Source organism: Lacticaseibacillus paracasei subsp. paracasei (genome assembly GCF_000829035.1).
GTDB lineage: Bacteria > Bacillota > Bacilli > Lactobacillales > Lactobacillaceae > Lacticaseibacillus > Lacticaseibacillus paracasei.
The window spans coordinates 2779521-2805625 of sequence record NZ_AP012541.1 but is presented as its reverse complement, the minus strand read 5'-3'; the positions used below and the strand labels follow the sequence as shown (position 1 = coordinate 2805625).

22 protein-coding genes and 3 pseudogenes are annotated in these 26105 nt (G+C 45.9%); 19 read left to right on the top strand and 6 right to left on the bottom strand.

Going from position 1 to position 26105, the window contains the following annotated elements; genetic code table 11:
* Window positions 1–60 precede the first annotated feature (60 nt).
* The 4 genes and pseudogenes from LBPC_RS16650 to LBPC_RS13740 all read left to right on the top strand — a co-directional run bounded on the left by LBPC_RS16650 (window position 61) and on the right by LBPC_RS13740 (window position 7501).
* Window positions 61–3149: pseudogene (locus tag LBPC_RS16650) on the top strand (polysaccharide lyase family 8 super-sandwich domain-containing protein).
* A 254-nt stretch (window positions 3150–3403) separates the two neighbouring features.
* Window positions 3404–5008 (top strand): PTS transporter subunit EIIC, encoded by a 1605-nt coding sequence (locus tag LBPC_RS13750; RefSeq protein WP_003662512.1) that lies wholly within the window; start codon window positions 3404–3406, stop codon window positions 5006–5008.
* Window positions 5009–5071: 63 nt separating this feature from the next.
* Window positions 5072–6457 (top strand): 6-phospho-alpha-glucosidase, encoded by a 1386-nt coding sequence (locus LBPC_RS13745; protein WP_032775734.1) that lies wholly within the window; start codon window positions 5072–5074, stop codon window positions 6455–6457.
* Window positions 6458–7189: 732 nt separating this feature from the next.
* Window positions 7190–7501, top strand: a complete 312-nt coding sequence (locus LBPC_RS13740; protein ID WP_003576660.1) for a hypothetical protein — start codon at window positions 7190–7192, stop codon at window positions 7499–7501.
* Between the two features lie 227 nt (window positions 7502–7728).
* Here LBPC_RS13740 and LBPC_RS13735 read toward each other — a convergent pair whose 3' ends face one another.
* Window positions 7729–7821: a type I toxin-antitoxin system Fst family toxin gene (locus LBPC_RS13735; protein ID WP_003576656.1), complete on the bottom strand. Its 93-nt coding sequence runs from the start codon at window positions 7819–7821 to the stop codon at window positions 7729–7731.
* Window positions 7822–8391: 570 nt separating this feature from the next.
* On the opposite strand from LBPC_RS13735, the gene LBPC_RS13730 reads away from it, so the two are divergent.
* The 9 genes from LBPC_RS13730 (at window position 8392) to LBPC_RS13695 (ending at window position 16503) form a co-directional block, all read left to right on the top strand.
* Window positions 8392–9093 (top strand): response regulator transcription factor, encoded by a 702-nt coding sequence (locus LBPC_RS13730; RefSeq protein ID WP_016383803.1) that lies wholly within the window; start codon window positions 8392–8394, stop codon window positions 9091–9093.
* Window positions 9094–9108: 15 nt separating this feature from the next.
* Window positions 9109–10500 (top strand): sensor histidine kinase, encoded by a 1392-nt coding sequence (locus tag LBPC_RS13725; protein ID WP_003606144.1) that lies wholly within the window; start codon window positions 9109–9111, stop codon window positions 10498–10500.
* Window positions 10490–10639, top strand: coding sequence for a hypothetical protein (locus LBPC_RS17120; RefSeq protein ID WP_003662518.1), 150 nt, complete (start codon window positions 10490–10492; stop codon window positions 10637–10639). Before LBPC_RS13725 ends, LBPC_RS17120 begins: the two co-directional genes overlap by 11 nt.
* Window positions 10640–10709: 70 nt before the next feature.
* Window positions 10710–11363 carry a VTT domain-containing protein gene (locus LBPC_RS13720; protein ID WP_003662520.1) on the top strand — a complete coding sequence of 218 codons (654 nt, stop codon included), beginning with the start codon at window positions 10710–10712 and terminating at the stop codon, window positions 11361–11363.
* Window positions 11353–12024 carry a phosphatase PAP2 family protein gene (locus LBPC_RS13715; protein ID WP_003662521.1) on the top strand — a complete coding sequence of 224 codons (672 nt, stop codon included), beginning with the start codon at window positions 11353–11355 and terminating at the stop codon, window positions 12022–12024. The genes LBPC_RS13720 and LBPC_RS13715 overlap by 11 nt, the downstream gene beginning before the upstream one ends.
* A gap of 1 nt (window position 12025) precedes the next feature.
* Window positions 12026–12967 carry a glycosyltransferase family 2 protein gene (locus tag LBPC_RS13710; protein WP_003662522.1) on the top strand — a complete coding sequence of 314 codons (942 nt, stop codon included), beginning with the start codon at window positions 12026–12028 and terminating at the stop codon, window positions 12965–12967.
* A gap of 11 nt (window positions 12968–12978) precedes the next feature.
* On the top strand, window positions 12979–14943 hold the full coding sequence (locus LBPC_RS13705) for a hypothetical protein (RefSeq protein WP_003662524.1): 1965 nt from the start codon (window positions 12979–12981) through the stop codon (window positions 14941–14943).
* A gap of 157 nt (window positions 14944–15100) precedes the next feature.
* Window positions 15101–15790: a ribose-5-phosphate isomerase RpiA gene (gene rpiA / locus LBPC_RS13700; protein WP_016365420.1), complete on the top strand. Its 690-nt coding sequence runs from the start codon at window positions 15101–15103 to the stop codon at window positions 15788–15790.
* Between the two features lie 68 nt (window positions 15791–15858).
* Window positions 15859–16503, top strand: coding sequence for a DNA alkylation repair protein (locus LBPC_RS13695; protein ID WP_003662529.1), 645 nt, complete (start codon window positions 15859–15861; stop codon window positions 16501–16503).
* 102 nt (window positions 16504–16605) lie between these two features.
* On the opposite strand, the gene LBPC_RS13690 is transcribed toward LBPC_RS13695, so the two are convergent.
* The 5 genes from LBPC_RS13690 to LBPC_RS13670 all read right to left on the bottom strand — a co-directional run bounded on the left by LBPC_RS13690 (window position 16606) and on the right by LBPC_RS13670 (window position 21127).
* On the bottom strand, window positions 16606–17625 hold the full coding sequence (locus tag LBPC_RS13690) for a sugar kinase (protein WP_003662531.1): 1020 nt from the start codon (window positions 17623–17625) through the stop codon (window positions 16606–16608).
* Between the two features lie 4 nt (window positions 17626–17629).
* Window positions 17630–18283, bottom strand: coding sequence for a bifunctional 2-keto-4-hydroxyglutarate aldolase/2-keto-3-deoxy-6-phosphogluconate aldolase (locus tag LBPC_RS13685; RefSeq protein WP_003567945.1), 654 nt, complete (start codon window positions 18281–18283; stop codon window positions 17630–17632).
* A 110-nt stretch (window positions 18284–18393) separates the two neighbouring features.
* Window positions 18394–19218: a 2-dehydro-3-deoxy-D-gluconate 5-dehydrogenase KduD gene (gene kduD / locus LBPC_RS13680; RefSeq protein ID WP_016365419.1), complete on the bottom strand. Its 825-nt coding sequence runs from the start codon at window positions 19216–19218 to the stop codon at window positions 18394–18396.
* Window positions 19219–19252: 34 nt separating this feature from the next.
* Window positions 19253–20098, bottom strand: a complete 846-nt coding sequence (kduI, locus tag LBPC_RS13675) for a 5-dehydro-4-deoxy-D-glucuronate isomerase (protein WP_003662536.1) — start codon at window positions 20096–20098, stop codon at window positions 19253–19255.
* Window positions 20099–20359: 261 nt separating this feature from the next.
* On the bottom strand, window positions 20360–21127 hold the full coding sequence (locus LBPC_RS13670) for an IclR family transcriptional regulator (protein WP_003662537.1): 768 nt from the start codon (window positions 21125–21127) through the stop codon (window positions 20360–20362).
* A gap of 214 nt (window positions 21128–21341) precedes the next feature.
* On the opposite strand from LBPC_RS13670, the gene LBPC_RS13665 reads away from it, so the two are divergent.
* From LBPC_RS13665 to LBPC_RS13640, 6 genes and pseudogenes are all read left to right on the top strand, one after another.
* On the top strand, window positions 21342–22172 hold the full coding sequence (locus LBPC_RS13665; RefSeq protein WP_003662539.1) for a hypothetical protein: 831 nt from the start codon (window positions 21342–21344) through the stop codon (window positions 22170–22172).
* Window positions 22169–23346, top strand: a pseudogene (locus tag LBPC_RS13660) (glycoside hydrolase family 88 protein). The gene LBPC_RS13665 and the pseudogene LBPC_RS13660 overlap by 4 nt, the downstream one beginning before the upstream one ends.
* Window positions 23347–23445: 99 nt before the next feature.
* Window positions 23446–23946: a PTS sugar transporter subunit IIB gene (locus LBPC_RS13655; RefSeq protein WP_016365415.1), complete on the top strand. Its 501-nt coding sequence runs from the start codon at window positions 23446–23448 to the stop codon at window positions 23944–23946.
* A gap of 149 nt (window positions 23947–24095) precedes the next feature.
* Window positions 24096–24908, top strand: a complete 813-nt coding sequence (locus tag LBPC_RS13650) for a PTS mannose/fructose/sorbose/N-acetylgalactosamine transporter subunit IIC (protein ID WP_003662546.1) — start codon at window positions 24096–24098, stop codon at window positions 24906–24908.
* Window positions 24898–25713, top strand: a complete 816-nt coding sequence (locus tag LBPC_RS13645) for a PTS system mannose/fructose/sorbose family transporter subunit IID (protein ID WP_003567930.1) — start codon at window positions 24898–24900, stop codon at window positions 25711–25713. Before LBPC_RS13650 ends, LBPC_RS13645 begins: the two co-directional genes overlap by 11 nt.
* Before the next feature lie 119 nt (window positions 25714–25832).
* Window positions 25833–26105, top strand: a pseudogene (locus LBPC_RS13640) (PTS sugar transporter subunit IIA); the annotation flags it as partial.

Sequence of the window (26105 nt, the reverse complement as noted above, 5' to 3'; positions counted from 1 at the left end):
GAGCAACGTCTTGATTGATGATCACCTATCATCGAAAATCATTTTAACAGGGAGAAGAGCATGAAAAAGTTTTTGGTAAGTGTAGGCCTATTGGGAATGATGCTGCTTTCGACCGGGACGGTTACTGGGTACGCGGCTGATGATAGTGCCAGCGCGGTCGCAACACCATCGTCGGCCACGTCGAGTTCAGAAATACTGAAGGCTGTTAATGACGAACCAGTTGCCATGGAAGTTCCTGCGCAAGGGGCTAAGCCTGTCGAGAAGGCAGCAACAGCAACAAGCCGTGCTGAGTATGTGACGATGCGCGCAAGATGGCGTGACCGCCTGATTGCGACCAAACCGGATATGAGTGATCCCAATGTTAAAGCTTACTTGACGGACTTGGCAGCGCAGAGTCAAACGCTATGGGCGACGATGGATCGAGGGGCTAATCGTAGTCGGCTTTGGCCGAAGAAAAGTTCGGACACGATCTCGGCGGATTACACCTCGATGTTTACCAATATTAAAATGTTAACATTGGGCTACTATAATCCTGTAAGCCAGCAGCACCAAAATCCTGAGGTGTATCAGGCAATCATTGATGCGATTGATTTTATGGAGACGGCCAAAAAATATAACGGAAGCTATTCCACCGGCAATTGGTGGGATTGGCAAATCGGTTCGGCACAACAGCTCGATGATACTTTGATCCTGTTATACAATGACTTGCACCGACAGGATCCAGAAAAGTTGGTCAAGTTTGTTCAACCATTGTTGGGTTATGCCAAGGATCCTAATATTCAATGGCCAGCTTACACAGCAACAGGGGCTAACTTGACGGACATTTCGATTTCGGTTTTGGCTAGCGGGTTGTTGTTAGAAGATGACAAGCGGGTTGCCCTTGTTCAACAGAATTTACCTAAAGCGATGGGGCTTGTGACCGCCAAGGATGGTATCTATGCGGATGGTTCCTTCGTTCAACACACCTTTTTTCCATACAATGGCAGTTATGGCAACGAAATGATTAAAGGCATTGCGCGCGTTTCATCGACCCTCGTTGGTACGCCTTGGGCTATTAGTGAAGTTCAGTTCGCGAACGTTTTTAACTTAATTGACAAAGGCTTTTTGCAATTGATGGTGAATGGACGCATGCCGTCGATGGTTTCGGGTCGTAGTATTTCGCGCGCACCAGGGACGAATGCGAAAACCACGGAGTTGGAGACTGGCAAAGAGACGTTAGCCAATCTGACCCTAATTGCCGACGCAACGCCAGCAACATTGAAGCAGAAAATTTATCAGGCCGTTGCCACTTGGGTTGCACAGGTGGGTGAGCGCTACAATTTCTATGACAAGCCACGAGATTACGCGGCATTAAATGGTCTCAAAACAGCTTTGCATCAGGCAACAGCTCAGAAAGATACGTCAGTTCGCTGAATATTTATGGGGCGATGGATCGGGTCATGCAAAAAACACCGACGCACGCGGTTGGCATCGCGATGTACTCCAATCGAATTGCCAATTTTGAATACGGTAATACCGAAAATAGCCATGCTTGGCATACGGCTGACGGCATGGTTTATCTGTATAACAATGATTTGAATCAATTCGGTGAAGGTTACTGGACAACGGTTGATCCATACCGCCTTCCCGGAACGACAGTTGACACGGTGTCACTGCCGGATGGTGAGAAGTCGTCTTCAAAAAGTCCGCAAGCTTGGGTTGGCGGCGCGACCGATGGAACCATCGCCAGTGTTGGCATGGCATTGAACAAAGCCAATGAAGGCCAGAATCTGCAGGCGATGAAATCCTGGTTTTTATTAAACGACCAAATCATTAATCTCGGTGCCAATATTAATGGCACAACTGCCGCCGATATCGAAACCATTATCGATCAACGCCAAATTGATCCGGCAACCACCAAAATCACGGTGGATGGTCAGGTATACACGAAACAAAAGACAGTCAGCCGGTGGGCAAATATTAACACCACCGATCCCGAAAATAATGTTGGCTATATTATCGCAAAAGGCAATGCGCCCGTTACGATCAATCAGGCGACGCGGACAGGCACCTACAAAGATATTAATGGGTATTTCCCATCCGATACGGTTTATAAGCATACTTATGCAACATTGGCAGCCATGCATGGCGCAACCGTTAAAAACGGATCGTATGAATATGTCACTGTGCCGAATGCGACGGATACAAAAGTCGCCCAGCTAGCGCAGTCACCAGACTATATGGTTCTCGCAAATACTGGCGAGTTGCAAGCAATCAAGACAAAAGATCAGGTGATGGCCAATGTTTGGACCAAGGCCGATCAACTGGATGGCCTTGTTTCAATTGATCAGCCGGCCGCGGTCATCATCAAAGCACTTGGCAACAATGTTTATCAGCTGACGGCTGCCGAACCAAGTCAAACCGGTAACCTAATCAACTTCAGCTTTAACTATCCAGTTCATCTTCCAGGAAAGACGGAGGCGCTCTTTTCAACGAACGGCCATGTTTTGACCTTTAATCCGGCTGATTTGGCAGGCGCCAGTCGAGCGGTCACCTTTAAGCTCGATGTACCAGTTGACCGTACTACCTTAGCTGCGACTATCAAAACTGCAGGAAATTTGAAGGCGAAGGATTACACGAAAGCAAGTTTCGCGACCTTAACGCAGGCACTGACGGAAGCAAAAGCAGTCATCGCCGATTTAGCGACTGACCAGCAGATAGTGGATGATGCTAATACAGCGTTGGTGGCAGCCATTGATGGGCTGGTAAAAACTGCTGATACGAAAGCACTTCAGGCTGCTTTGACTGCTGCGGCGAAACTTGATGCGAAAACTTATACCGATGCTTCGTGGCGGGACTTGCAAGCAGCGATTGATGCTGCAAAAGACGTTCTGACGCTTGACGAGCCGGCCCAAGTTATGGTTGATCACGCCACGAAGGCCGTACTTGCTGCACAAAAAGCGCTCGTCAAACGATCACAGACAGATCCAAGCAGCAAAATCCCACCGACCAAGCCGTTACCAGCTGATAAAAACGGTCGGCATCAGAAAACGCAAGCAGATATGCCACAAACTGGCGATAAGGTCATTCAATGGCTAAGTTTGGCAGGCGTGGGCATGCTTTTGCTGATTGGCGGCTTAATGATTTGGCGTAAACGGCGTGAGCAATAGTCAGACGGGTTACAACATGCGGTTAGAACTAAAATTTATAACTGCCAAACGAAGATGAATAGCTTCCATCCCTAGTGGCGCCTCTTTTGTGCTAGCAACTACCGACAAACCAAAACAACCACCCAACAAGAAACGTGTTCCGAATCAGCGGAACACGTTTCTTGTTGTCTTGAAAAGGTTTTCACGATAAAACTTGTCTGTTATGTTTAGATCAACAAGAAATTATTTTGCTATTACTAGAAGAGGTGACAAAGATGAAACAGAAGGTTATGGACGGTCTGCAGCGCTTTTCCAAGGCCATGTTCGTGCCCGTGCTGATCCTGCCGATTGCGGGGATTCTGATTGCCATTGGGAACATCTTTACCAATCAGAAGTTGCTTGAAGTGGTGCCGTTCATGAATAATCCGGTGACAAAAGGCTTCGGCTTGATTTTGTCCGGATCGTTGGTGTCAATTCTAACCAACCTTGGGGTGATTTTCTGTGTGGGCTTGGCTGTTGGGTTAGCGAAGAAGAAGAAGGCAGAGGCTGGGTTTACGGCGCTACTGACATTCTTGGTCTTCATTAACGCGATGAACAAGTTTATGGAACTGCGCGGGATTTTATCAAAGGCCGAGAATCTTCAAGGTACCGGTCAAGCATCGGTTCTTGGCGTTCAAATTCTCGATATGGGGGTCTTCCTAGGCATTATTTTAGGGTTAACGGTTGTCTTCATTCATAACAGATTTGTGGATACTGAATTTCGCAGTGCCTTTCAAATTTATGGTGGCAGCCGGTTTGTCTTCATTGTTTTGATTCCAGTTACTGTCATGTTAGCAGTCTTGCTTACGTATGTCTGGCCGTTCATTCAAATGGGCATTTCCAGTCTGGGGCACGTGATTAATCAAACCGGCAACTTCGGCCTTTTCCTGTATGGGTCGCTTGAGCGGTTACTCATTCCAACTGGTTTGCATCACCTCATTTACACGCCATTCCTATATACCTCGCTTGGCGGTGTTGAGGAAATCGGCGGGCACATTTTTGAAGGCGCCCGGAACATCTACTACGCCGAAATGGCTAATCCCAATATTCATCTGTTGTCACGCTCCGTTATTTGGGACGCGCGAGGCATTTCCAAAATGTTCGGTCTAATCGGTGCTTGTTTGGCAATGTATCAAATGGCAAAACCTGAAAACAAGAACAAAGTGAAAGCCATTTTGATTCCAGCCGTTGTGACCTCCTTCTTAGCAGGGGTCACGGAACCGATTGAATTTTCCTTCATGTTCATCGCACCATTGCTGTTTGTTGTTCATGCAGCCTTAAGCGGTTTAAGCATAGTGGTTTTGAATCTTCTGAACGTTCGGGCGATTGGGCCGAATGGCTTCCTTGATTTTCTGCTCTACAATGTGCCGCTGGGGGTCGGTAAAACCCATTGGCCAATGTATATCGTCGTCGGTATCATGTTCTTCTTTATCTATTACTTCACCTTCAGATTCTTAATCGGCAGGTTCAATTTGAAAACGATTGGCCGTGAAACTGATGCAGAAGAGACTAAGCTTTACAGCAAAGCCGAGTATCAAGAAAAGAAACAAGCCCCGCCGGTCAGTGTCCCTAAAGGTGCGACGGAAGTACCGGTGGCAACGATTATTGAGGCGCTAGGCGGTGCTGATAATTTTGAAAGTGTGACGAACTGCTACACACGCTTAAGAACCGTTTTGAAGAATCCGGAATTGGTGGATGAAACCGTCTTGAAAAACGAAACCGGTGCCAGTGGTGTCATTAAACAAGGCAATAATGTGCATGTTGTTTATGGGCTTGCCGTTACGAAAGTCCGCGCGGCGGTGGATGAAGCATTAGGCTTTGATGCGGCAGAAGTTGAGTAGAAAAAGCGTGAACCAGCTCGGTTAGAAAGAGCGTGAACTGGCGCGTTTTAGGAGGGCAATATGATGAGTCAGAATAAACAATTTTCCATTGTCATTGCAGGTGGCGGCAGTACTTACACAGCGGGGATCGTCATGATGCTGCTGGAAAATGCCGAACGTTTTCCACTGCGAGCATTGAAGCTTTATGATATCGATGAAGAGCGGCAGGCAACGATTGCTGAGGCAATTGCCATTGAGCTAAAAGAAAAGGCACCAGCGATTGACTTCACGTGGACCACTGATCCGCAGACAGCCTTCACAGATGTTGATTTCTGTTTTGCCCACATTCGTTCCGGCGGCTATAAGATGCGTGAGCAAGATGAAAAGATTCCACTTAAACATCACGTGGTCGGTCAAGAAACTTGCGGCCCTGGCGGTATTGCCTACGGGATGCGCAGTATTGGCGATATTATCGAACTGATTGATTTTATGGAAAAGTATTCGCCAGATTGCTGGATGCTCAATTACTCAAACCCAGCGTCCATCGTAGCCGAGGCCTGCCGGCGATTGCGGCCTGATGCCAAGATCCTCAACATTTGCGACATGCCGGTCGGGACCCAGCGGCGGATGTCACAGATCATCGGCTTGCAGCCCAAAGATCTGGAAGTCCGTTACTTTGGGATGAATCATTTTGGCTGGTGGACAAGTGTTAAAGACAAGGCTGGTCATGAATACCTGCCGCAGATTCGGGATTATGTGGCTCATCATGGCTACTTGACCCAGATCGAAGTCGACACCCAGCACATGGATGCCAGCTGGCAAGCAACTCACAAAAAGGCGCAGGATCTGTTGGCAGTTGATCCGCATTATCTGCCGAATACGTATCTAAAGTATTATCTCTATCCGGATTACGTGGTGGCTCACTCTGATCCTGACTATACGCGCGCCAATGAAGTCGAAGATGGCCGTGAAAAGCGCGTCTTCAGTGCCGCCCAGAAAATTATCGATGCCGGTACCAGTGACGTTGGCTCCTTCCCGATCGACAGCCACGCCTCTTTCATCGTCGATCTTGCCTGTGCCATTGCCTTCAACACGCATGAACGCATGTTGCTAATCGTGGAAAATAACGGTGCGGTGGCCAATATCGACGACGACATTATGGTCGAAGTACCGTGCATCGTTGGTAAAGACGGTGCCGAGCCGCTGACGCAAGGCAAGATCCCGATGTTTCAACGGGGGATGATCCTCAATCAAGCCATGGTCGAAAAACTAGTCGTCGATGCGTGGATTAATCATGATTATCAAGAACTGTGGCAAGCCTTGACCTTATCCAAAACCTTACCAAGCGCCCAAGTGGCGAAGGAAGTCTTGGATGATCTCATCGAGGCCAATCGGGAATATTGGCCTGAGTTGAAGCATGATGAACATGAGGTGCACTTGATTAGTGAGAGCGCAGTGAGCGAAATTTAGGGCTTGGTGATTTTGAGGAGTTCTTTACAAAAATATTATTCGACACTTTAACGCCGACTAAGGACCGTCAACTCCTTTCAGGGCAAGGGGTTGACGGCTTTTCTGCGAGTGTGTGTTTTATCGTAAACTCCTACTTGCTTCGGTGTGATTCCTTCTCTAAGGTTGCTAGAAATACTATGGACAAAAAGCAAAATTGATGGTAGTTTTCGGTTATAGAAAAAAACAGTTTCATTGCATACTGGATCACGCACAATAGCCGCTTCCCCGGCCAGGGAAGCGGCTATTTTTTTCACCTGTTTAGTAGCGGGTCTAACCAGGCGTGTGGGTTAGTAAGCAACGGTCGCGTGGCAAATACTGTCGCCATAATGGTCGAAATGCCATGCAGCGTGAGCACAAGCATCAACTAAAAAAGTGCCTGCCATCAACATGACAGACACCAAGTATCGTTACCGATACACGGACTCGAAGTCCAATATTTTTGAGGAGTCTAAGCTCCTAAAATCAGTATAATCCATTCTCGAAAATGGCGAAAGCGGTTTCAACAGAAAAGCCTAGTTCACTGGACAAACAAGCCTAGCTTTTACAAACGAATGTTCGTATAATAGATGACAAAGAAGTTATTTTGACTAAGACAGTGATAGCGCAACACTCTTTGCATTCATCTTGGTTAAAGCTGCTTCAGGGCGTATTTGAAAGCCGAGTCAATTAACTAACAATAGAAGGTGAGTCAGGATGGATAACGAAGAATTCAGCACGTATTTTAGTGAGAACAGCAATGCCGTGGATATGTTCCGCGAGAAAGCCGTGGACTTTCAGGAAGATAAGAACAAGCAACGGGCACCAGCTAAGCGACTAAACAAGACGATGGTCGCGAATGCAGCGGAAAAAATGGTTGACCAGTTCATCGAAAGTGTTTACGAGAAAATTGGCCTCAATATTAAAGAAGACCAGTCGAGCTCGCGCGAGAACTGGATCAGCTTTATTGAAGAAAACGAGATATTTGACAGCCTTGAGGATAGTGTTGGTGAGATGGTGTTTGAATAGTTGGGTGTTTTACGGTGATCGCGAGCTTTGTAGGTAGGTGTTGATACATCACGAAAGACCCTATGGACAAAAAGAAAAAATAATGATACATTCGTGTTGGAAAAGAAATCAGCAATATAGGATCACGCACAATAGCCGCTTCCCCTGCCAGGGAAGCGGCTATTTTTTTCACCTGTTTAGCAGCGGGTCTAATCAGGCGTGTGGGTTAGTAAGCAACTGCAGTTGGCTTACTGGCCACCATCTAACCAATGATCGACCAGTGTGACCATCACACCCACAAGAAGCGGGGCGATAATCTGGAAGAAGAAATCACGCAGCATAGGATCACCTCCAAACGAGGCAGTTGCCAGAAGTGATTGTATCAAGCGGTGAAAACGCTTTCAATGGTTTTGAGCTTTATTTATTAAGAATTAGTCATCTTGGCAAGCTAACAATCCAGTTATGGTGTGGCTGGTGTGGGCGTATATTTATTTACTTTTTTCTCCACAACTTGCCATCAGTTGGTCGATTCATATTAAAGTAAAGGTAATTATACGAATTTGATAAGCGATTAGCCGGCTTAGGTCACGGAAAGCTCCATGGACAAAAGGCGCTGAAAGTTTGTATGTTCGGAACTTTAGCGCCTTTTGTCTTAGATTCCAGCACACTCATAACGTTTATAGGAATCAGCAAAGGAATGACAATCGGCTGATTTATCAAGAACTTCACTGTTCGTTCAGTGTACAGAAAGTTTGGATTGGTGACTATGGTATCAGCAAACAATTAAAATGAGTCACGAGTCAGGGAAGAAAATTATGACGAGAACTCATTTTTTTCTTATTTTTTAAAGCAGTGTCAATTTTTATGTGCTTGCGCTTATAATTCACATGAACACGTTAGGAGGAAATCAGTTGAAATCAACATTGCTTCTAGTGGAAGACGAAGCTGCATTGGCAGATTCATTAACAACAGAGTTCGAGTTAGAGAATATGTCAGTTATTTGGGCAAAAGACGGCGCGGAGGCATTGACGCTGTTTAAGAACAATGAAGGTAAAATCAATGTCATTATTTTGGATTGGATGCTGCCTAAACTAGACGGGTTTAGTGTTTTGCGGAAAATCAGACAATCAAGCCAGGTGCCTATTATTATGTTGACGGCTCGTGACTACATCGGCGACAAGGTGGCTGGACTGACTGGCGGGGCCGATGATTACATCACCAAGCCTTTTGAAATGGAGGAACTGGTTGCTCGTGTCGAAGTCGCCTTGCGACACAATCGGCAGGCTGTCTCACCAGCGACTATTTTTCAAGTCGATGATCTGCTGGTGGATACGGATAACAAACGCGTTCAGCGCGGTGAGGTGATTATGCCATTGACACAGCGGGAATATGAGTTGCTTGTCGAACTTGTTGCCCATCAGGACGAAGCTTGTTCGAGGGATGACTTGCTTGATGCCGTCTGGGAAACCGATTTTGACGGTCAACCTAATATATTGGATGTCTATATCAGAAACTTACGTCATAAAATTGATGATCATTCAGGTAGCAAGAAACTCATTCATACTGTTCGCGGCGTCGGCTATATGCTCTCGGCTAATGTTGCATCCATTTAGTGAGGCGATGATTGATTGAAAAAGAGAAAGCAGAATCAATCAAGTGCTGCGATCATGCAGCGGTCGTTAGTCAGTATGGTGGCCACGCTGACCCTTGCGCTAGGTCTGCTTATCGTGGCGGCAGTTGGCCATCAGCTTTATGAGCAAGTGGTATTATCAACAGATCATATTGCTGCAAGCCTCAAGCAGACTGTGATTGACGGTGATGATGACTGGGAAAATTGGCGCAAAAACAGCACGTTAGATACGAGCTCAACTTATGTTCATGTTCATAATATGCGCCAAGATGCGAAGGTGAAAAATTATTACTCGCCTGCGACTAAAAAAGTTCAATTGGCGAAATCATTTCCGTTTTTGACGCAGTTGCGCTATCAAGCGAATCAAGGATTGTTCTACTACCAAGAGGTTCATGCTAAAGGTATCCGTTATGAGATTTGGCAGAGCATGAACAGTTATCTGGCGGTCCTGATCAGAGTTTTGGTTGTCACGATGATCGTTTTGGTACTTGCCTTAGTTGTCAGTCCGATCTTTATTCGACGACTGGCACATCGCCTGACCGGTCCATTGAGTGACCTGTCGCAAAGCACCAAGCATGCAGCGGAGCACGCAAAGACTGGTGTGGTGATGTTGCCTGTGCCAGATAAACCGATGGAGGTTACTGATCTGGCAAAGGACTTCAATGACCTTTTGAAACAACTGCATGATCGGCAAGAACAGCAAAAGTTGTTTATCATGAACGCGGCCCACGAACTGCGGACACCGATTGCGACGATTCGCAGTCACGCGCAACTGATTGAGCGGCATGGACGGGCGCATCCTGAAATTGTGCTCAAATCGGTCAACTATATCACTGAAGAATCCAGACAGATGCAACAGCTGATTGAAGAATTGCTGCAGCTATCACGCGCTGACAGGTTAACGCTTGATACGCATTTGTTAAACCTGAGTGAAACGGTTCAACACTTAGCTGAAAAATTGGCCAGTGCTTTTTCTCAAACCATTGAGGTACATGTGACGCCTAATATGTCTGTAGAAAGTAATGAGTCGGCTATTGAGCAGATTTTGGATAACTTTGTCACGAATGCTGCTAAATATTCACCGGCTGATACAATCATTGCGGTGAATTTGACGCGCGATGATGATGGCAATGCTGTATTGGCAGTACTTGATCAAGGCGCGGGGATTAGTGCAGAAGACAAAAGCCATGTCTTTGAACGCTTTTATCGTAGTGCTAACGTCCGGGGCACGGTTCCCGGAACTGGCCTTGGGCTCGCTATTGCTAACCAGCTCGCCACGATCAACAATGGCAGAATCAAGTTGCGAGACAACCAACCTCATGGAACGATTGCCGAACTTATCCTGCCGCTGGCAACAACGAAGGAGCGGCATCAATTGAATGAAAGCTGAAACGCCATCTGCAAAAAGATGGCGTTTTTGCGTGATTGGCAAAACGATTTGCGTCAAAAAATTAAGGAAAGATGTCGCTATTCTCGGCAATAGCATGGAGAAAACTAAAAAAAATTTAGAAATGATTTATTTTGTCTAGGTAGTGATGAACCGATTAGACGATTAAGCTAGATGCTGTTAGCAAACACCAACCAAAGGGGGCATTTCAAATGGCATTGCTTTTACTCACAAGCTTTATCCCCAATCTTAATCAGCTGATACCGTCATTAATAGCCCACACCGGTAATTGGATTGACGTCATTTTGTTTGGCGTTATCTTTATCGAGACTGGCGTTGTCATATTCCCATTCTTACCCGGCGACTCGCTACTTTTCCTTTGTGGCTCGCTAGCGGCGTTAGGTGATGGTGCCATTAACTACGGGTTGTTAGTCGGACTTTTGACTGGCGCTGCAGTCCTCGGCGATGCCTTGAATTTTGAAATTGGCGGACATTTTGGCGCTTACTTGACCACCAGCCAAAAGTTTAAACGAGTTATGAAACCAGCGTATCTTCAACGCAGTCAAACATTCTTCAAAAAGTACGGTCATATTGCGATTTTCTTAGGCCGATTGATACCGATCGTGCGAACCTTTGTCCCTTTTACAGCTGGGATCGGAAAAATGCATTATCGAGATTTTGCCATTTACAACATTCTTGGCGGCTTTAGCTGGGTGACACTGGCCACTGGCGCGGGGTACCTGTTTGGAAATGTGCCATTCATTAAAGCACATTTTGAACTCATCATGCTTGCAATTATCGGCATTTCCTTGTTCCCGATGATCGTGATGGTACGAAAACGGGGGATGACTGCAGATGAACATTAAAAAAGACTATTTCTTGGGCGGTGGATTATTACTGCTGTTTGCCTTGCTAACTTGGTCTGTTGTGATGCAGGTAGCGTGGGTCGGTGAGCTGGATCGCAGTGTTCAGGGCATCATCAAATATGATACTCAAATGGATACCCGGATCTTTGAAGTAGTAGCGCTGTTGGGCAGCCCGCCTGTTGTGATCAGTTTGACCGCCGCGATCTGCGGCTATCTATGGGTCAAGGGAAGACGATCCGACAGCATCTGGATTGGTGCGTGTCAATTACTTGGATCAGGCCTTCTCTTACTAATTAAGTTGCTGGTTCAACGTCCGCGACCGATACATCAACTTGTTGCCGACACAGGTTTTAGTTTCCCAAGCGGTCACGTCATGTGCTCAATGGTACTGATGCTGAGTCTGTTAATGCTGATGCTGCCAAAAATTAAAGAACAAGAAAATCAATTTGTGGCAATCTTACTCAGTATGATCTGGATTGGCATGGTCGCTACCAGTCGGATTTATCTGCGCGATCATTTTGCTTCTGATATTCTTGGTAGCTTGTTACTCGCAAATGGTCTTTGGTTCGTTATGTTGCCGCAAGCAAGATGCATTGATGCTTTGATTGTCAAACAGGCAGCACAACGTTCAGCATTTCGTCCGCTAAGGGAGGATAAGTAGCATGCAAAAGTTAACAATTGTGATACCAGCCTATAATGAACAAGAAGTGCTAAAAGACACTGTGCCGAGATTATGGTCAATTGAACGAGAGGTGGTTACCCAAAATTTCCTTTCCGAAGATTCAGATATACTGATTGTGGATGACGGATCATCGGACAACACTTGGTCAATCATTGAAAGTTTCCATAAGCAGCACTCAAAAATCCGCGGATTACGTTTTTCACGCAATTTTGGGCATCAAGCTGCACTCATCGCTGGGTTGACGAAAGCGATTAGGACCACAAACATGACCATTACCATTGATGCTGACTTGCAAGATGATCCTGAAAAGATCATGGAGATGGTTCAGGCATACAGTGCCGGTGCAGATATTGTCTATGGTGTGCGCACCCATCGTGAAACTGATAGCTGGTTTAAACGTACGACAGCACAAGGCTATTACAAACTGCTCAGACTACTAGGTGTTCAGATGGTACCCAATCATGCTGACTTTCGTCTAATGTCCAAACGAGCGGCGCAGACGTTACTCACTTATCCTGAGCGAAACATGTTCATTCGCGGATTGATCCCGAAGCTTGGCTTTCAAACAGTAAAAGTCTATTATAAACGCACCCCGCGGCTCGCCGGGGAGTCGAAGTATCCGCTTAAAAAAATGCTTGCTTTCGCTTGGGACGGCATTACCTCACTCACCATTGCGCCAGTGCGGTTAATTCTTCTGCTTGGGACACTTGCTGTGATGCTGGCTTTTGGCATGTCAGTTTACTCAATTATCGTGAAAGTCCTTGGATTGACCGTTCATGGGTGGTCATCATTGATGGTTTCCTTATGGTTTCTAGGCGGTTTGCAGATGATGAGTCTGGGCGTCATCGGCGAGTATATTGGTAAAATGATGACTGAAGTCAAAGGACGACCGCGGTATACGATTCAAACCCGCTTAGATTAGAAGTGATAAAAATGACAAAAATGGCTAAACATTCATGGATGGCAGTTTTCCTAGCAATTTGTCTGATTATCGGCATTTGCGGCAATTTAATGAAATCTGGTGCTGTTTTGTGGGGTGCCGTTGTCCTGCTCATCAGTGTCGTTACTTTCGCAGCTGCACACAACTTAGGTCCGTTGGTTAATCGATTGACTGCTAGGCAAATGCGGATAATGATCGGAATTGGTTTAACCCTGATGCTCGTGGGGCAAGTTTTGATTCTGATCTTTCTGCCAGACACGATTTACCATGATCCGTACCGAATTTTGTCACAGGCTGATCAAATGGCGGCAGGGCACAACATTTGGAACACGACTTACTTCTGGCGTTATCCCAACAATGTTTCGCTGACCTACTTGCTCTCGCTTTGGTTCAGGCTGACGAGCTTGGTGGGGATGTCAACGAACGTTGCGAGTCATATACTGACCATCACTTTGTTAGATACATTTATCATCATGACCTTAGTAACTTTGAAACAATTGAGCGAGCGCAATAGCATCGTGTTAGGCGGCTTTACATTCCTAGTCTTAAGTCCCTTCGCGTACACTTACTATTTACAGGTCTTTTATTCCGATCTGCCTTCTATGCTCATTTTACTCATGATTTTTCGGATCTTATGGCGATGGCGAATCAAGAGTAACCTGCAACGAATTTGTGCCGGCATCGGCTTGACGATGCTTGTCTTAGTCGGTCAATTGCTAAAACCAAATTTGATTGTTCTCTTGCCAGCACTTTTCATCATCGTTGTGATCCTGTGGCATCGAAAACTTCTAAGAACTACTAAGTTGACTGTGCCTTTTCTTTTGATTGTTGCTGGTTTCGGCCTGAGCGTGCCAACGACACAGGTGATTCATACTGCGGCTAATTTCCATCCAAATGCTGCGTATGAACTGCCGGTTACGTCTTGGATGCTAATGGGCGTGAATACAAACTCTGACGGGATGTATAGCACCAAGGATATTGAAAAAGCGATTACCTTAAAAGATAAACAGGCAGTTGAGCAATACGACATTCAAACGATTCAAACTCGAGTTAAGAAGCTCGGCGTCTTTGGATTAATGAAGCTTTGGCTTGTCAAAATAGGGATTCTCCTTAATGTCAGATCCATCCAAGATTGGTACAATGGCGGATTCCAATCGGCGCCGACTTGGTACGATCAGCATTTACAATTTCTGAGAGCAGTTACGGCTGTGAGTTATCAAGTTGTCACGATTGTGCTTTGGTTGACATTAATCATTCGGTTGCTGGCATGGCGGCCAGATTTACGTGATGAAACTGCCTTGATAGGACTGTTGGCGATTGTCACCGCACTTGGATATCTCGCCTTCCATACCTTGTTATGGGAAACTGAAGAAAGATACGGCCAGGCGATCGTGCCGCTTGTTCTTTTTGCCCTAGGAGCTTTGCCTAATACGGCGCGCAAACGTGTTGTCATTCCTAAACGGACGCGCAATCGGTTGGCAGTTGGATTTGCCTTGGCCGCTATTCTTGGGCTGAGCACGTTTTCGGGGTTGTTAGCGAAGGACTATCCGAATACGATCGTTGTGGCAGCGCAACGTTCTCAACTTTCCACGCAATATCATGCAAAGCCGCAACTAGTTGCACCAAATACAGTGATGTCCGAAGAAATCAGTTTGAACGGTGCATCAAATTACCTATCAGTTCAAGTTCACCAAGCCGCTGGCATGAAGGTAACGCTGACAAGTCTAAGCACTGGCAAAGTGTACAAGCTGAAACCAGCCGCTGCTGTTTATAAACTCGAAACCAATATTGCTGCTGGCCATTATCGAATTACGGCTAAAAACACTTCCGGCATTGGCCAGCAAGTCGATGTTGTGAACACCCAGAGATATCAGTTGGCCGAGTATCCATTGGTCGTCAATGGCGTCAAGAACGCGACGGCATCGTTTGTTTATACGAGTTTGTATCAACCAACGTGATCTTTTGTACCTTTTGGGTAAAGGCGTGCGGCCAACAAGCAGGATGCCGCGTGGTCAAACTTGCGGATCTATTAATTTGGCTTTTTCTACACAACTCGCCATCTGTCGACCGATTCATATTATAATGAAGGCAACTAAGCGAAAAGGATGGTTGGCCATGGACCAGAATAAGTTGAAGCAGGAAGCCGCGCAAAGAGCAGCTGAGTTTGTTGAAGACGGTATGACAATTGGTTTGGGGACAGGTTCGACAGTGGTTTATTTGGTCGAAGCGATTGCGCAACGAATCAAAGACGAGCATCTCAATCTCACCGGTGTCGCCACCAGTGTTCGTACGCGTAAACAAGCAGAATCGCTGGGCATCCCAATGAAAGCACTGGACGAGGTTGGCCAGATTGATTTGACGATTGATGGCGCCGATGAAGTCGACAAGCACTTTCAGGGTATCAAGGGTGGCGGCCGGTCGCACTTAATCGAAAAGATCGTTGCTATCAACACGGCCCGCAACATCTGGATCGTGGATGAAACCAAGTTGGTCGATACCCTTGGCAAATTTCCACTGCCGCTTGAAGTGATCCCTTTTGGCAGCGGCAAGCTGTTGCAACGGTTGGCCGACGAAGGACTTAAACCGGCATACCGCTTAAATGAAGATGGGAGCAAGGCGTTGACAGATTCCAAGAACTATATCATTGACTTGCATCTGGGCAAAATCGAGCACCCGCATCTGCTGGCTGAATGGCTGAATAAGCAGGTCGGTATTGTGGAGCACGGCTTGTTCTTAGATTTGGTCAAAACCGTGGTGGTTGGCACAACACATGGCCCAGAGATTCTGGACGCACATCGTGGATAGCATTCAAAAAGTACGATGTTCTCGTTGGCGAGAGCATCGTACTTTTTGTAGATGGTTGGAGAAAACATATGCAGTCTTTAGATTTTGAACTAAGCGGCGATCCAACACAAGCGCCGCAAATGGCGAAGTATATGAAGCATCAATTTCCATTTTTAGGAATCAAAACACCGGAACGCAAGGCACATACGAAACCGTTGCTTAAAGCCAGTCGCGGTGAGGACTTACCAACGATTCGAGTTTGGATTGATGCGTTGTATCAACGCGATGCCCGGGAATACCAATATGTGGCAATTGATTTGGCGCTTTATCACATCAAGCGCTGGCACTTTTCGGATATGCAGGCTTTTCGACAACTTGTTGTGCAGAAAAGCTGGTGGGATACAGTGGATGCTTGGCGTAAGATTTTTGCGGACTATGTGAAGCTGCACCCTGATCAGAAACTGGCTGTCTTTAATTTGTTTTTCGATCAACCGAATTTTTGGTTACGACGTATCGGGATTAATTTACAACTGCTGGAAAAAGAAACGATGGATACGGCGCTGCTTAGCAAAGCTATCTTGGCTGATTTGGACACGAATGAATTTTTTATTCAGAAGGCCATCGGGTGGTCTTTGCGGCAGTATAGTAAGTTTGACCCAGATTGGGTGCTCGCATTTATGGCTGCCCATTCGCTCAGTCCATTGGCAATGCGGGAAGGCAGTAAGTATTTGTAGAGCTCGTTGATCGGTAAGCTGCTTGAAGGTGGGCGTTAGGCATCGAAAAAGACCGGTAGACTTCTGCCAGAAATCTAACCGGTCTTTAATGACTGCAAAACACTATCGATTGACTCCGCTATTAGTCTTCATGCTGGCCTCAACTTCAGCATTTGTCACCAAGTTGAGATCACCGCCAATTGTCAGCTTTAGGACACTTGCTGAAATGGCGTAGTTAATGGTCTGTTGTGGTTCAAAATGATGAATGAGACTGTGGATTAATCCGGCGCCAAACGCATCTCCAGCCGCAACGCCCTCAAAAATATGCATATCAAACGTAGGACCTTGGTAGACTTTATCATTTTGAATCAGGAGAGCGGTCCATTGACTTTCTTCGACGGAATGAATGTTACGAACGACACTGGCAACTGTGTGGACATTTGGCCAGCGTCGGGTAACTTCGAGCATACCTTCTTTAAAATCCGCAAGTTGGTCAATGCCGGTTGCCATATTCCCATCAAACGCCTTGATGCCCAAGGTTGCTTCAAAGTCCTCATCGTTAGCAATGCAGACATCAATAAACGGCATGACAGTTTTGAAGAATGCTTGGGCTGCTTCAGGGGACCACATTTTTTCACGAAAGTTCATGTCACAAATAACCGTGATGTTGTGATCGGAACAATACTGGCAGGCAGCAAAAACGGCCGCTTGTTGTTCTGACCCGATGGCTGGGGTAATGCCGGAAAAATAAAAATAGTTGATATCGTTTAGCAAAACCGGCCAGTCAAATTCGTCTGCTTTCATCGTGGCAAAAGAACTGCCCGCGCGATCATAGACAACATTTGTATTCCGTACACTTGCACCTTTTTCAAAGAAATAGATGCCCAGTCGAGGACCACCCCAAAGGATTTTCTGGGTATCAACACCCAGGCCGCGAATCGTGTTGCGGGCGGTGTGTCCCAGCGAATTTTCGGGGAGTTTGGTTAAATATTGTACTTGATCACCAAGTAAAGCCAGCGACGCAGCAACATTGGCCTCTGCGCCACCATAATCAGCCGCGAATGCTGATGTTTGGAGGATTCGTTGTTGATTGGTGGGCTTTAATCGCAGCATCATTTCGCCGAGTGTCAGTACTGTTGGCATGCCATCATCTCCTTGTATCCTTAATTTGGGCAATTTTGGCGCGATATTGTTGTGCGGTGACGGTTACTTTTTCGTAGTCGCCTTGACTGGCGCCATCTACGAGATTAGAACCGGCACCCACCAGCATCACGCCGGCTTCAAACCAGTCAGTGATGTTTGCTAATGAAACGCCACCGGTTGGCATCATGGCTAAGTTCGGGAATGGGCCGTGTAAAGCTTTCACCATATTGATCCCGGCGACACTGCCAGGAAAAATTTTGACAAGATCGACGCCTACTTCAAGGGCACTTTGAATTTCGGTTGGGGTGAAAACGCCAGGGGTATATGGAATAGCGTAAAGGTTACATATTTTTGCAACGTCAGGATTAAAACTGGGACTCACAATAAACTTGGCACCAGCGATGATGGCAAGTCGGGCAGTAGCAGGGTCAAGAACGGTTCCTGCACCGATGACGACATCTTGACGACCGGCGTATTTTTCGGTTAAGGTCTCAAGCGCTTCATTGGCATGCGGCACCGTAAAAGTTAGTTCAATGCCGGTAATCCCGCCAGCAATAACGGCATCACAAGTCTTAATGGCGGTTTGGGTGTTATCACCGCGAACAACGGCAACACAGCCAGTGGCAATTAACCGATTCAAAAAATCATATTTTTGCATGATGAATTCTTCTTTCCAGAGGATGGGTTTTTCGCAAAAGAGCTTCAAGCAGGACGATACGTCATAATCGAAGTCAATACATTTAACCGAAAAAATGGTTCAAAACGAATTCAGCTAACCAAATAACCACCGTCAACTGGAACAATAGCGCCATTGATATAGTTTGAAGCATCACTCGCTAAGAAAACGGCAATGCCCATTAGTTCGTAAGGTTCTGCCCAATGACGAGCTGGAATTCGTTCCAAAATTTCATCGTTACGCGCTTTGTCCGCGCGAATCGGTGCGGTGTTTTCCGTTTTAATGTAGCCTGGAGCAATCGCATTGATTTGGACATTATACGCACCCATTTCTGAAGCAAAAGCCTTCGTTAAACCTGCGACGCCGTGTTTGCTTGCGGCATAAGAAGGAATAAATTTGCCACCTTGGAAAGAGAGCATGGAGCCGATGTTGATGATCTTGCCAGATCGTTGTTTGGCATATTCCTTTGAAACTGCTAAGGACAAGTGATAGACGCTGCTTAAATTAATCGCAATCACTTGATCCCAATCTTTATCTTTGGAGTCAAGTAGTGGATTGCGGCGAATCATCCCCGCATTGTTCACTAAGATATCAATATGGCCCATCTGCTTGATGGCTTCTGCAACAACTGCTTCTGCACTTCCTGGCGCGGTGAGATTGACGTCCATGAATGCGACTTTACGCCCACGCTTTTCAATTAAACGCCGCGTGTTGTCCCACTCGGCCTTGCCAAAGGTTGGGATAAAGATATCAGCGCCAGCTTCCGCCATAGCAACAGCGTAACCTTGGCCTAAACCAGTGTTACCGCCAGTGACAATCGCAACCTTGCCCGCGAGATTAAATTGTGACATTTTGAAATGATCCAGTTCTTGCTCGTGTTTCCGGATTTCTTCTTCAGTTTGATGAATTTCAGCCATGTGTATTGCTCCTTTTTGATAGGGGTATCTGTTGCTAACGTAATTCATTCATGGGTACCTGATCCATGTCATCATAGGTTTGGTTTTCGCCACACATTGCCCAGATGAAAGCATAGTTGGTCGTGCCAACACCGCAATGAATCGACCAGCTAGGGTTAACGACGGCTTGCTCGTTGAATAATGCGATATGTCGGGTTTCCGTTGGTTCACCTAAGAGATGCAAGACACGGGTGTCTTGCTCGGCAAAGTCAAAATACATATAAGTTTCCATTCGTCGTGCATGTGTATGGGCTGGCATGGTATTCCAAGATGAGCCGGGTTCGAGAACGGTATAGCCCATTTGCAGCTGACAGGTAGCCATTTGTGACGCGTCAATATATTTGTAGATCGTCCGCTTATTCAGATGTTGTTGATCACCCATTGGCTTGGCAAGCGCATTTGCAAATGGCAGCTTTTTGTTAGGATAAGTTTTGTGGGCCGGCGTGGATACAACATAGAATTTTGCTGGGTTGGCAGGATTGTCTGATGCAAAGACAACCTGCTTGGTTCCCATGCCAATGTAATAACCATCCTGCTTCACCATCGCTGCTTTATCGCCATCAACGATAATAGATCCCGGGCCACCAATATTAATAACCCCAAGTTCACGACGTTGCAGGAAGAAGTCAACCCCTAGCTCTTTCGATAATTTGATTTCCAGCGAAGATTCAGTAGGGACCACACCCCCAAAGATCATTCGGTCGTTATAGGTATAGGTGAGCAGGATATCACCCGCGTTAAAAATCTTCTCCATCAAAAATTCTTGGCGCAATTTAGTTGTATCAAAGTGTTTAATGTCTTCGGGACTGTGCGCATATCGTGTTGCCATGTGGAAAGCCAAAATAATCCCCTCCGTGATTTCTTATATAGAAACGTAGTTTCCTTTTCTGCTACCTCATCAATATAAAACGTTTTCAAAAAGAACACAAGCCACTAAAGCAAATTTTTTATGTGAGTGTCCAAAACGAAAAGAATCGATTCAACAAAAAATCAGGAGAAATTGAACAAACTAAACAGGCCCCAGAGAGACGAGGCAACGTCTTTCTGGGGCCTGTTTGTTTTGATTGCGTAAGGTAAACAATTTCAAAAAGTATCTTGAAAGTTAAAGGGTATTTTCAATTGCGTGGCGTGTGTCCAACAGCAAGCGGACAAAGGCAGCTCGACGTTCCTTGGGAAGCCGATACTTCGGTGTGCTAATGCTGAAGGCACCATAAAGTTCACCGTTTTTTTGTAGTGCAGCACCGAGACAATAAACTTCTTCCTCGTTTTCCTCATTATCGATCGCGACACCGAGCTCTTGAATCGTTTTTAGATCTTGTTGAAGTTTTGTGGGTGTAGTGATCGTATGCGGTGTCATGGGCGTGAGTTTGTGAGACTTGAAGTAAGCCTGTAGTTCCTTGGCATCATACGTGGCTAGAACGGCTTTTCCCATTGCAGATGAGTACATGTTCATGCTTCCGCCAATAGTTGATTGCAACTTGATGCTGGTGGGGCTTTCCAATTTTTCAACAAGGATCATCTTATTATCGCGGACAATCCCTAAGTTAATGGTTTCTTGCGTCTTATCCCGCAAATCTTCGAGGTAAGGACGTGCGACTCTGACAATATTAAAAGTGGCAATTGCTTTCTGCGCATATGGCACAAACTGCGTGCCTAGAAAATATTGTTTTGTCGTGGTATCCCGCCAAACAAAGCCAAGCGATTCAAGTGTTCCTAAGATCTTTAAAATGGTCGGTTTCGAAGCATGCAGTCCGCGACTAATGTCAGATAAGGTTGGTGGATCAGTATTGGCAAGTAGGAAATCTAAAATATCTTTAGCCTTGATCAGCACGGTCCCATAAGGTTTTGACTCATTTGTTGTGGTGCCCATGCGTATCCCTCCAGTTGTAAGAGTTTATTATTTGGAAACTACTGATCATTTTAGTCACAATCAGCAAAAAAATCAATACTAATCCGACATTATGGATAATCGCCTTGTGAATACGTTTACTTTTTTGTTGACAGGGAAAATAATGCACGTTAAGATACACTCGTAATCAAAAAGAAACAGGGTTTCCTATAAAGAAATAAAGGAGGCGGCTATTTTGGAAATTGCGTTGCTTTCGGCGTCGGATCAAGTGATTGATACAAGTCGAAACGGTGAGTCTGACGGTTATCTGCGCTTGGATCATGTCTATGCAGAGGGTGATTATGTGCAAGTTGAGTTTGAGCGTCAGCTTCTGCCTAGTTTCTTCTGGGTCCAAGTCGATGCCGCATTGGTGCCCAGCTTGCTTTATTTTACCCAGTCAACATGGCATTATGTCATTCCAACTGACGAGCTTGCCGTGACCCATCCGGAGCACGAAAGTATCTATCCAGAAACAGCTTTTGCCGGTAAAACACATCTCATTCGCATCTGGAAGCCAGATGCGAGCGAAGTATCAGAAGAACGCAATGTGGCGTTTAATAGTTACGATCAGGCTGTACATTCTGGTGCTTACCCACATGCAAGTGCCAATATCGAAACAAGGCATGACCCAACTTTTGCCGCGCGTAATGCCATTGACGGTTATCGGCTCAATGATCATCATGGAAAATTTCCGTATCAGTCTTGGGGGATCAATCAAGACCCAACGGCAAGGTTCACGCTCACATTTGGGCGTCCGATCAAGCTAACGCGTTTAGCGATCACATTACGCGCGGATTTTCCTCACGATAGTTATTGGACACAAGGCACCTTGCGACTCTCAGACGGCAGTCAAATGCTGCTTCACTTTACTAAAACAGATCAACGGCAAATGTTCGATATTAACAAAGAAGGGATCAGCGAGCTTCAATTGTCGGATTTGATTAAAGCGGATGATGATTCACCGTTTCCGGCGTTGATCGAAATAGAAGCGTATGGTTGTGAGCTCGTCGAGGAGATAGCAAATTGAAAATTGAACCTTTAACCAATGCACAGCGTTTCTTTAATGCCGGCGCAGTTGACATTCATGCGGTCACTAACGCTTTAGATAACGTTGTTCGGCACCTCGACTTGAACATAAAGGTGTTGGGTGAAAGCTTTCCGGAGCCTTCCACAGTCCAAGAGCGCTATGCCGCTATGCCAAACACAGAATGGACGAATGGCTTTTGGACGGGGATGCTTTGGCTAGCTTACGAATATACAGGTAAGGACCAATATCGTGCGCTTGCCGAGAAAAATGTTCAAAGTTTTGCAAACCGAATTGACCAGCGAATCGCTGTTGATCACCATGACCTAGGCTTCTTATACTCGCCATCCGTTGTAAGTGCCTATCAATTGACAGGGAGCCAACTAGCTAAAGAAGCGGGTATCAAAGCGTCCGACCAATTATTGACGCGATTTAATGATAAAGGCGGTTTTATTCGGCTTGGGGACAAAAAGGCGCTAAAGACGAAAATCGGTTGATTGTTGATGCCTTGCTCAATATTCCATTACTTTATTGGGCAACTCGAGTCACGGGTAATCATCAATATCAGCAAATCGCTGACCGACATTATGAAACCGCTTTACAAACTGCTTTTCGGCCAGACGGTTCAACTTTTCACACATATTTCTTCAATGACTTAGGCGAACCTGTTCGCGGTGCGACACGTCAGGGATATTCGGATGATTCGGCTTGGGCGCGAGGACAGGCATGGGCGATTTATGGCACCGCGTTGCATTATTACGATACACATGATGCTGGCGCTTTTCAGACGTTCAAAGCGGTCACCCACTTTTTCTTGAATCGATTGCCACCTGATCATGTACCTTATTGGGATCTCATTTTTCAAGCAGGCAGCGGTCAAAGTCGTGACACTTCATCGGCGGCGATCGCGGTGTGTGGTATGCACGAAATGTTGAAGTATCTGCCAGAAGCTGATCCTGATAAATCTGTTTATCAAGTGGCCATGCATGCTCAGTTAAAGTCGTTGATTCAAAAATATGCGATGTCCGTGGACGGTCAGGCCGTTGAACCGTTATTACGCCACGGCGTTTACTCTTGGCATTCCAACCATGGTGTTGATGAAGGCAATCTCTGGGGAGACTATTTTTACATGGAAGCATTGATCAGATTTTATAAAGATTGGCAATTATATTGGTGAGCGTGAACCAATCCGGTTTTTGGGCAGGTGAACGCGTTTAGACAGAGCGCAAGCCAGTCAGTTTATAGACTGAATAGCGCGTTATGGAGGGAAATGTTGATGGCAGAACCAAACATTAAGGCAGTTCGCTTAGACGAGCGGCTCATTCATGGACAAGGGCGTTTATGGATTTCGAATCTTGGTGTGAACCTTGTCATTGTTGCAAATGACGAGGTTGCGAAGAGTCATATTCAACAACAATTGATGGCTTCACTGATGCCAGAATCAGTGGGCATTCGTTTCTTCTCACTGGCGGAAAAGATTGATAAGATTTTCAAAGCAGCGCCGCGGCAAACAATTTTCATCATTGTTAAAACCCCGCAAGATGCTTTGAAGCTGGCTGAAGGCGGTGTGCCGATTAAGGCCCTAAATGTGGGTAATATCCATATGAAAGATGGTAAGACGCGCTTAACGAATTTTATTTCAGTTGATGCGGATGATCTCAATGCTTTAAGAACATTGCATGAAAAATATCACGCAAATTTGAACACCCGCACAACACCGCTTGGCAATGATGTTGGCTCGGATTTCGATTTAAATGATTATGTTGCGACACACTGATATTTGAAGAGCGCGAGCAGGCGCGGTTAGAAACCGGAGCCTAAGTGGCCCCAAGCCTAAAAGGCTGGGCTTTGGCCATTTAGGCTTAGGGGTCCTTATGTGCAGGTTCCTGCGCCTGCGAACGCGTTTACGTTTAGGGAGGAAAGAGCATGACATATTCTATCGTTCAGGCGCTTTTGGTAGGCCTGTGGGCGGCTTTCTGTTTTGCCGGCCAGCAATGGGGCATTTATACTAATCGGGCATTATTTATCTCATTTGGCATCGGATTGATCCTAGGTGACTTGCAAACAGCTGTTGTTTTTGGAGCCACTGCCGAATTGGCGTTTATGGGATTCGGCGTCGGTCCCGGTGGTTCTACACCACCTAATCCATTGGGACCAGGTGTGGTTGGTACAATCATGGCGATCTCAATCAGCGGACTTAAACCAGCTGCGGCGTTATCGCTATCATATCCATTTGCAATTTTGATTCCATTTGTGATTACGTTTATTTTCTCGGTCAACGCCAACAACCTGGCGTGGTCAAGAAAAGCAATTGAAGAGGGAAAGTATCGTAAATTCCACTTTTTGGCAAACACAACATTATTAGGGTTCATCTTGTTTGCCTTCTGTTTTGGCTTTGCGGCTACCTTAAGTACAAGTGCTTTGAAAGTTTTTGTTCAGGCAATTCCACAATGGCTAATTAGCGGTTTAACGGTTGCGGGTGGGTTGCTTCCTGCTGTCGGGTTTGCGCTGATTATGAGCACAATGGCTAAGAAGGAATATATTCCGGCCTTGATTCTTGGGTATGTCTGTGTGGCTTATCTCAAGATGCCGGTTATTGGTTTAGCCTTCGCGGGTGCCGTTCTGGCTTTCAACAATTACTATAATGGTCGGCGGGCAGACAAGAACAAAGGCGGCAGTACCAGCACAAATGATCATGGTAGTGACGGGGATGAAGGGGGTATTGAAGATGGCATCTAGTCGGAAGCCGGTTTTAACCAAAAAAGATTACTTAAACTCCATTTTGCGATCTTATGTTCTGCAAAATGGACAAAATTACGGCACGATGCAAGGAACTGGGATGGCCAATAGCATCATGCCACAACTGCGAAAGATCTATAAAAATGATGAAGCTGAATTTAAACGGGTAACAACGTCTAATTTAGAATTTTACAATACCAATCCGCAACCTTATCCATTTGTGAGCAGTATTATGTTGGCCATGTATGACAGTGGTCAAGATGAAGACGACGTCCGCGCGATCAAGTTCGCGTTGATGGGACCGTTAGCTGGGATTGGAGATGCCTTGTCGCAGTTTGGACTGGCACCGTTATTCAGCTCAATCTTTGCGTCACTTGCATTGCAGGGCATGACTTGGGCGCCAATTCCGTTTATCTTGTGTCTGTTTGGTATTACTTTCGGCGTTCGTATGCTAATGGGCTACCTCGGCTGGAAAGTCGGCACGAGCATCATTGATACACTATCTGATCGGATGGCTGCCATTGCTGATGTTGCGAGCATGTTGGGGCTAACCGTTATTGCTGGCTTGTCCGTGTCCTTTGTAAAAGTGAATTTGGCATGGCAATACTCACAAGTTATCAAAGGGAAAACACAGGTTGTGGCCGTTCAAACGATTCTCGACAAAATCATGCCGTTTATGTTGCCAATTGCTCTGACGTATTTTGTTTATTGGCTGATCACAAAGAAGAAGTGGACGATTTATAAAATTGTCATTCTGCTATTTGTTGCCGGTGTCCTGCTCTCCGTTTTAGGCATCTTGAAGTGAAATGCTCATACCAAACAGCCGTCACATAATGTGTAGACGGCTGTTTTCAGGAGTAGGTAAAAACAAGAAATATCAACATTTTATTGACGACCGAATAACTAAAAAAGGAGTCAACATTTATGAATTATGAAATAGTGATCGTGGGTCATGGCCGCTATCCGGATGGTGTCTTGTCTGCCCTCCAGTTACTGATCGGTACAACTGAAGGGATCAAGGCATTTAACTTAGATGAACAAACAACGCATGAAAAATTCGAAAAACAATTAACCGAGTTGCTCAGTGAGCATGAACGGGTTTTAGTTTTTGCCGACATGACTGGTGGTGCGCCGCATCAGATTGTGTCGCGTTTGGTTCTCGAAGGCAATCGGCCACATCAATATGTGATCTCAACC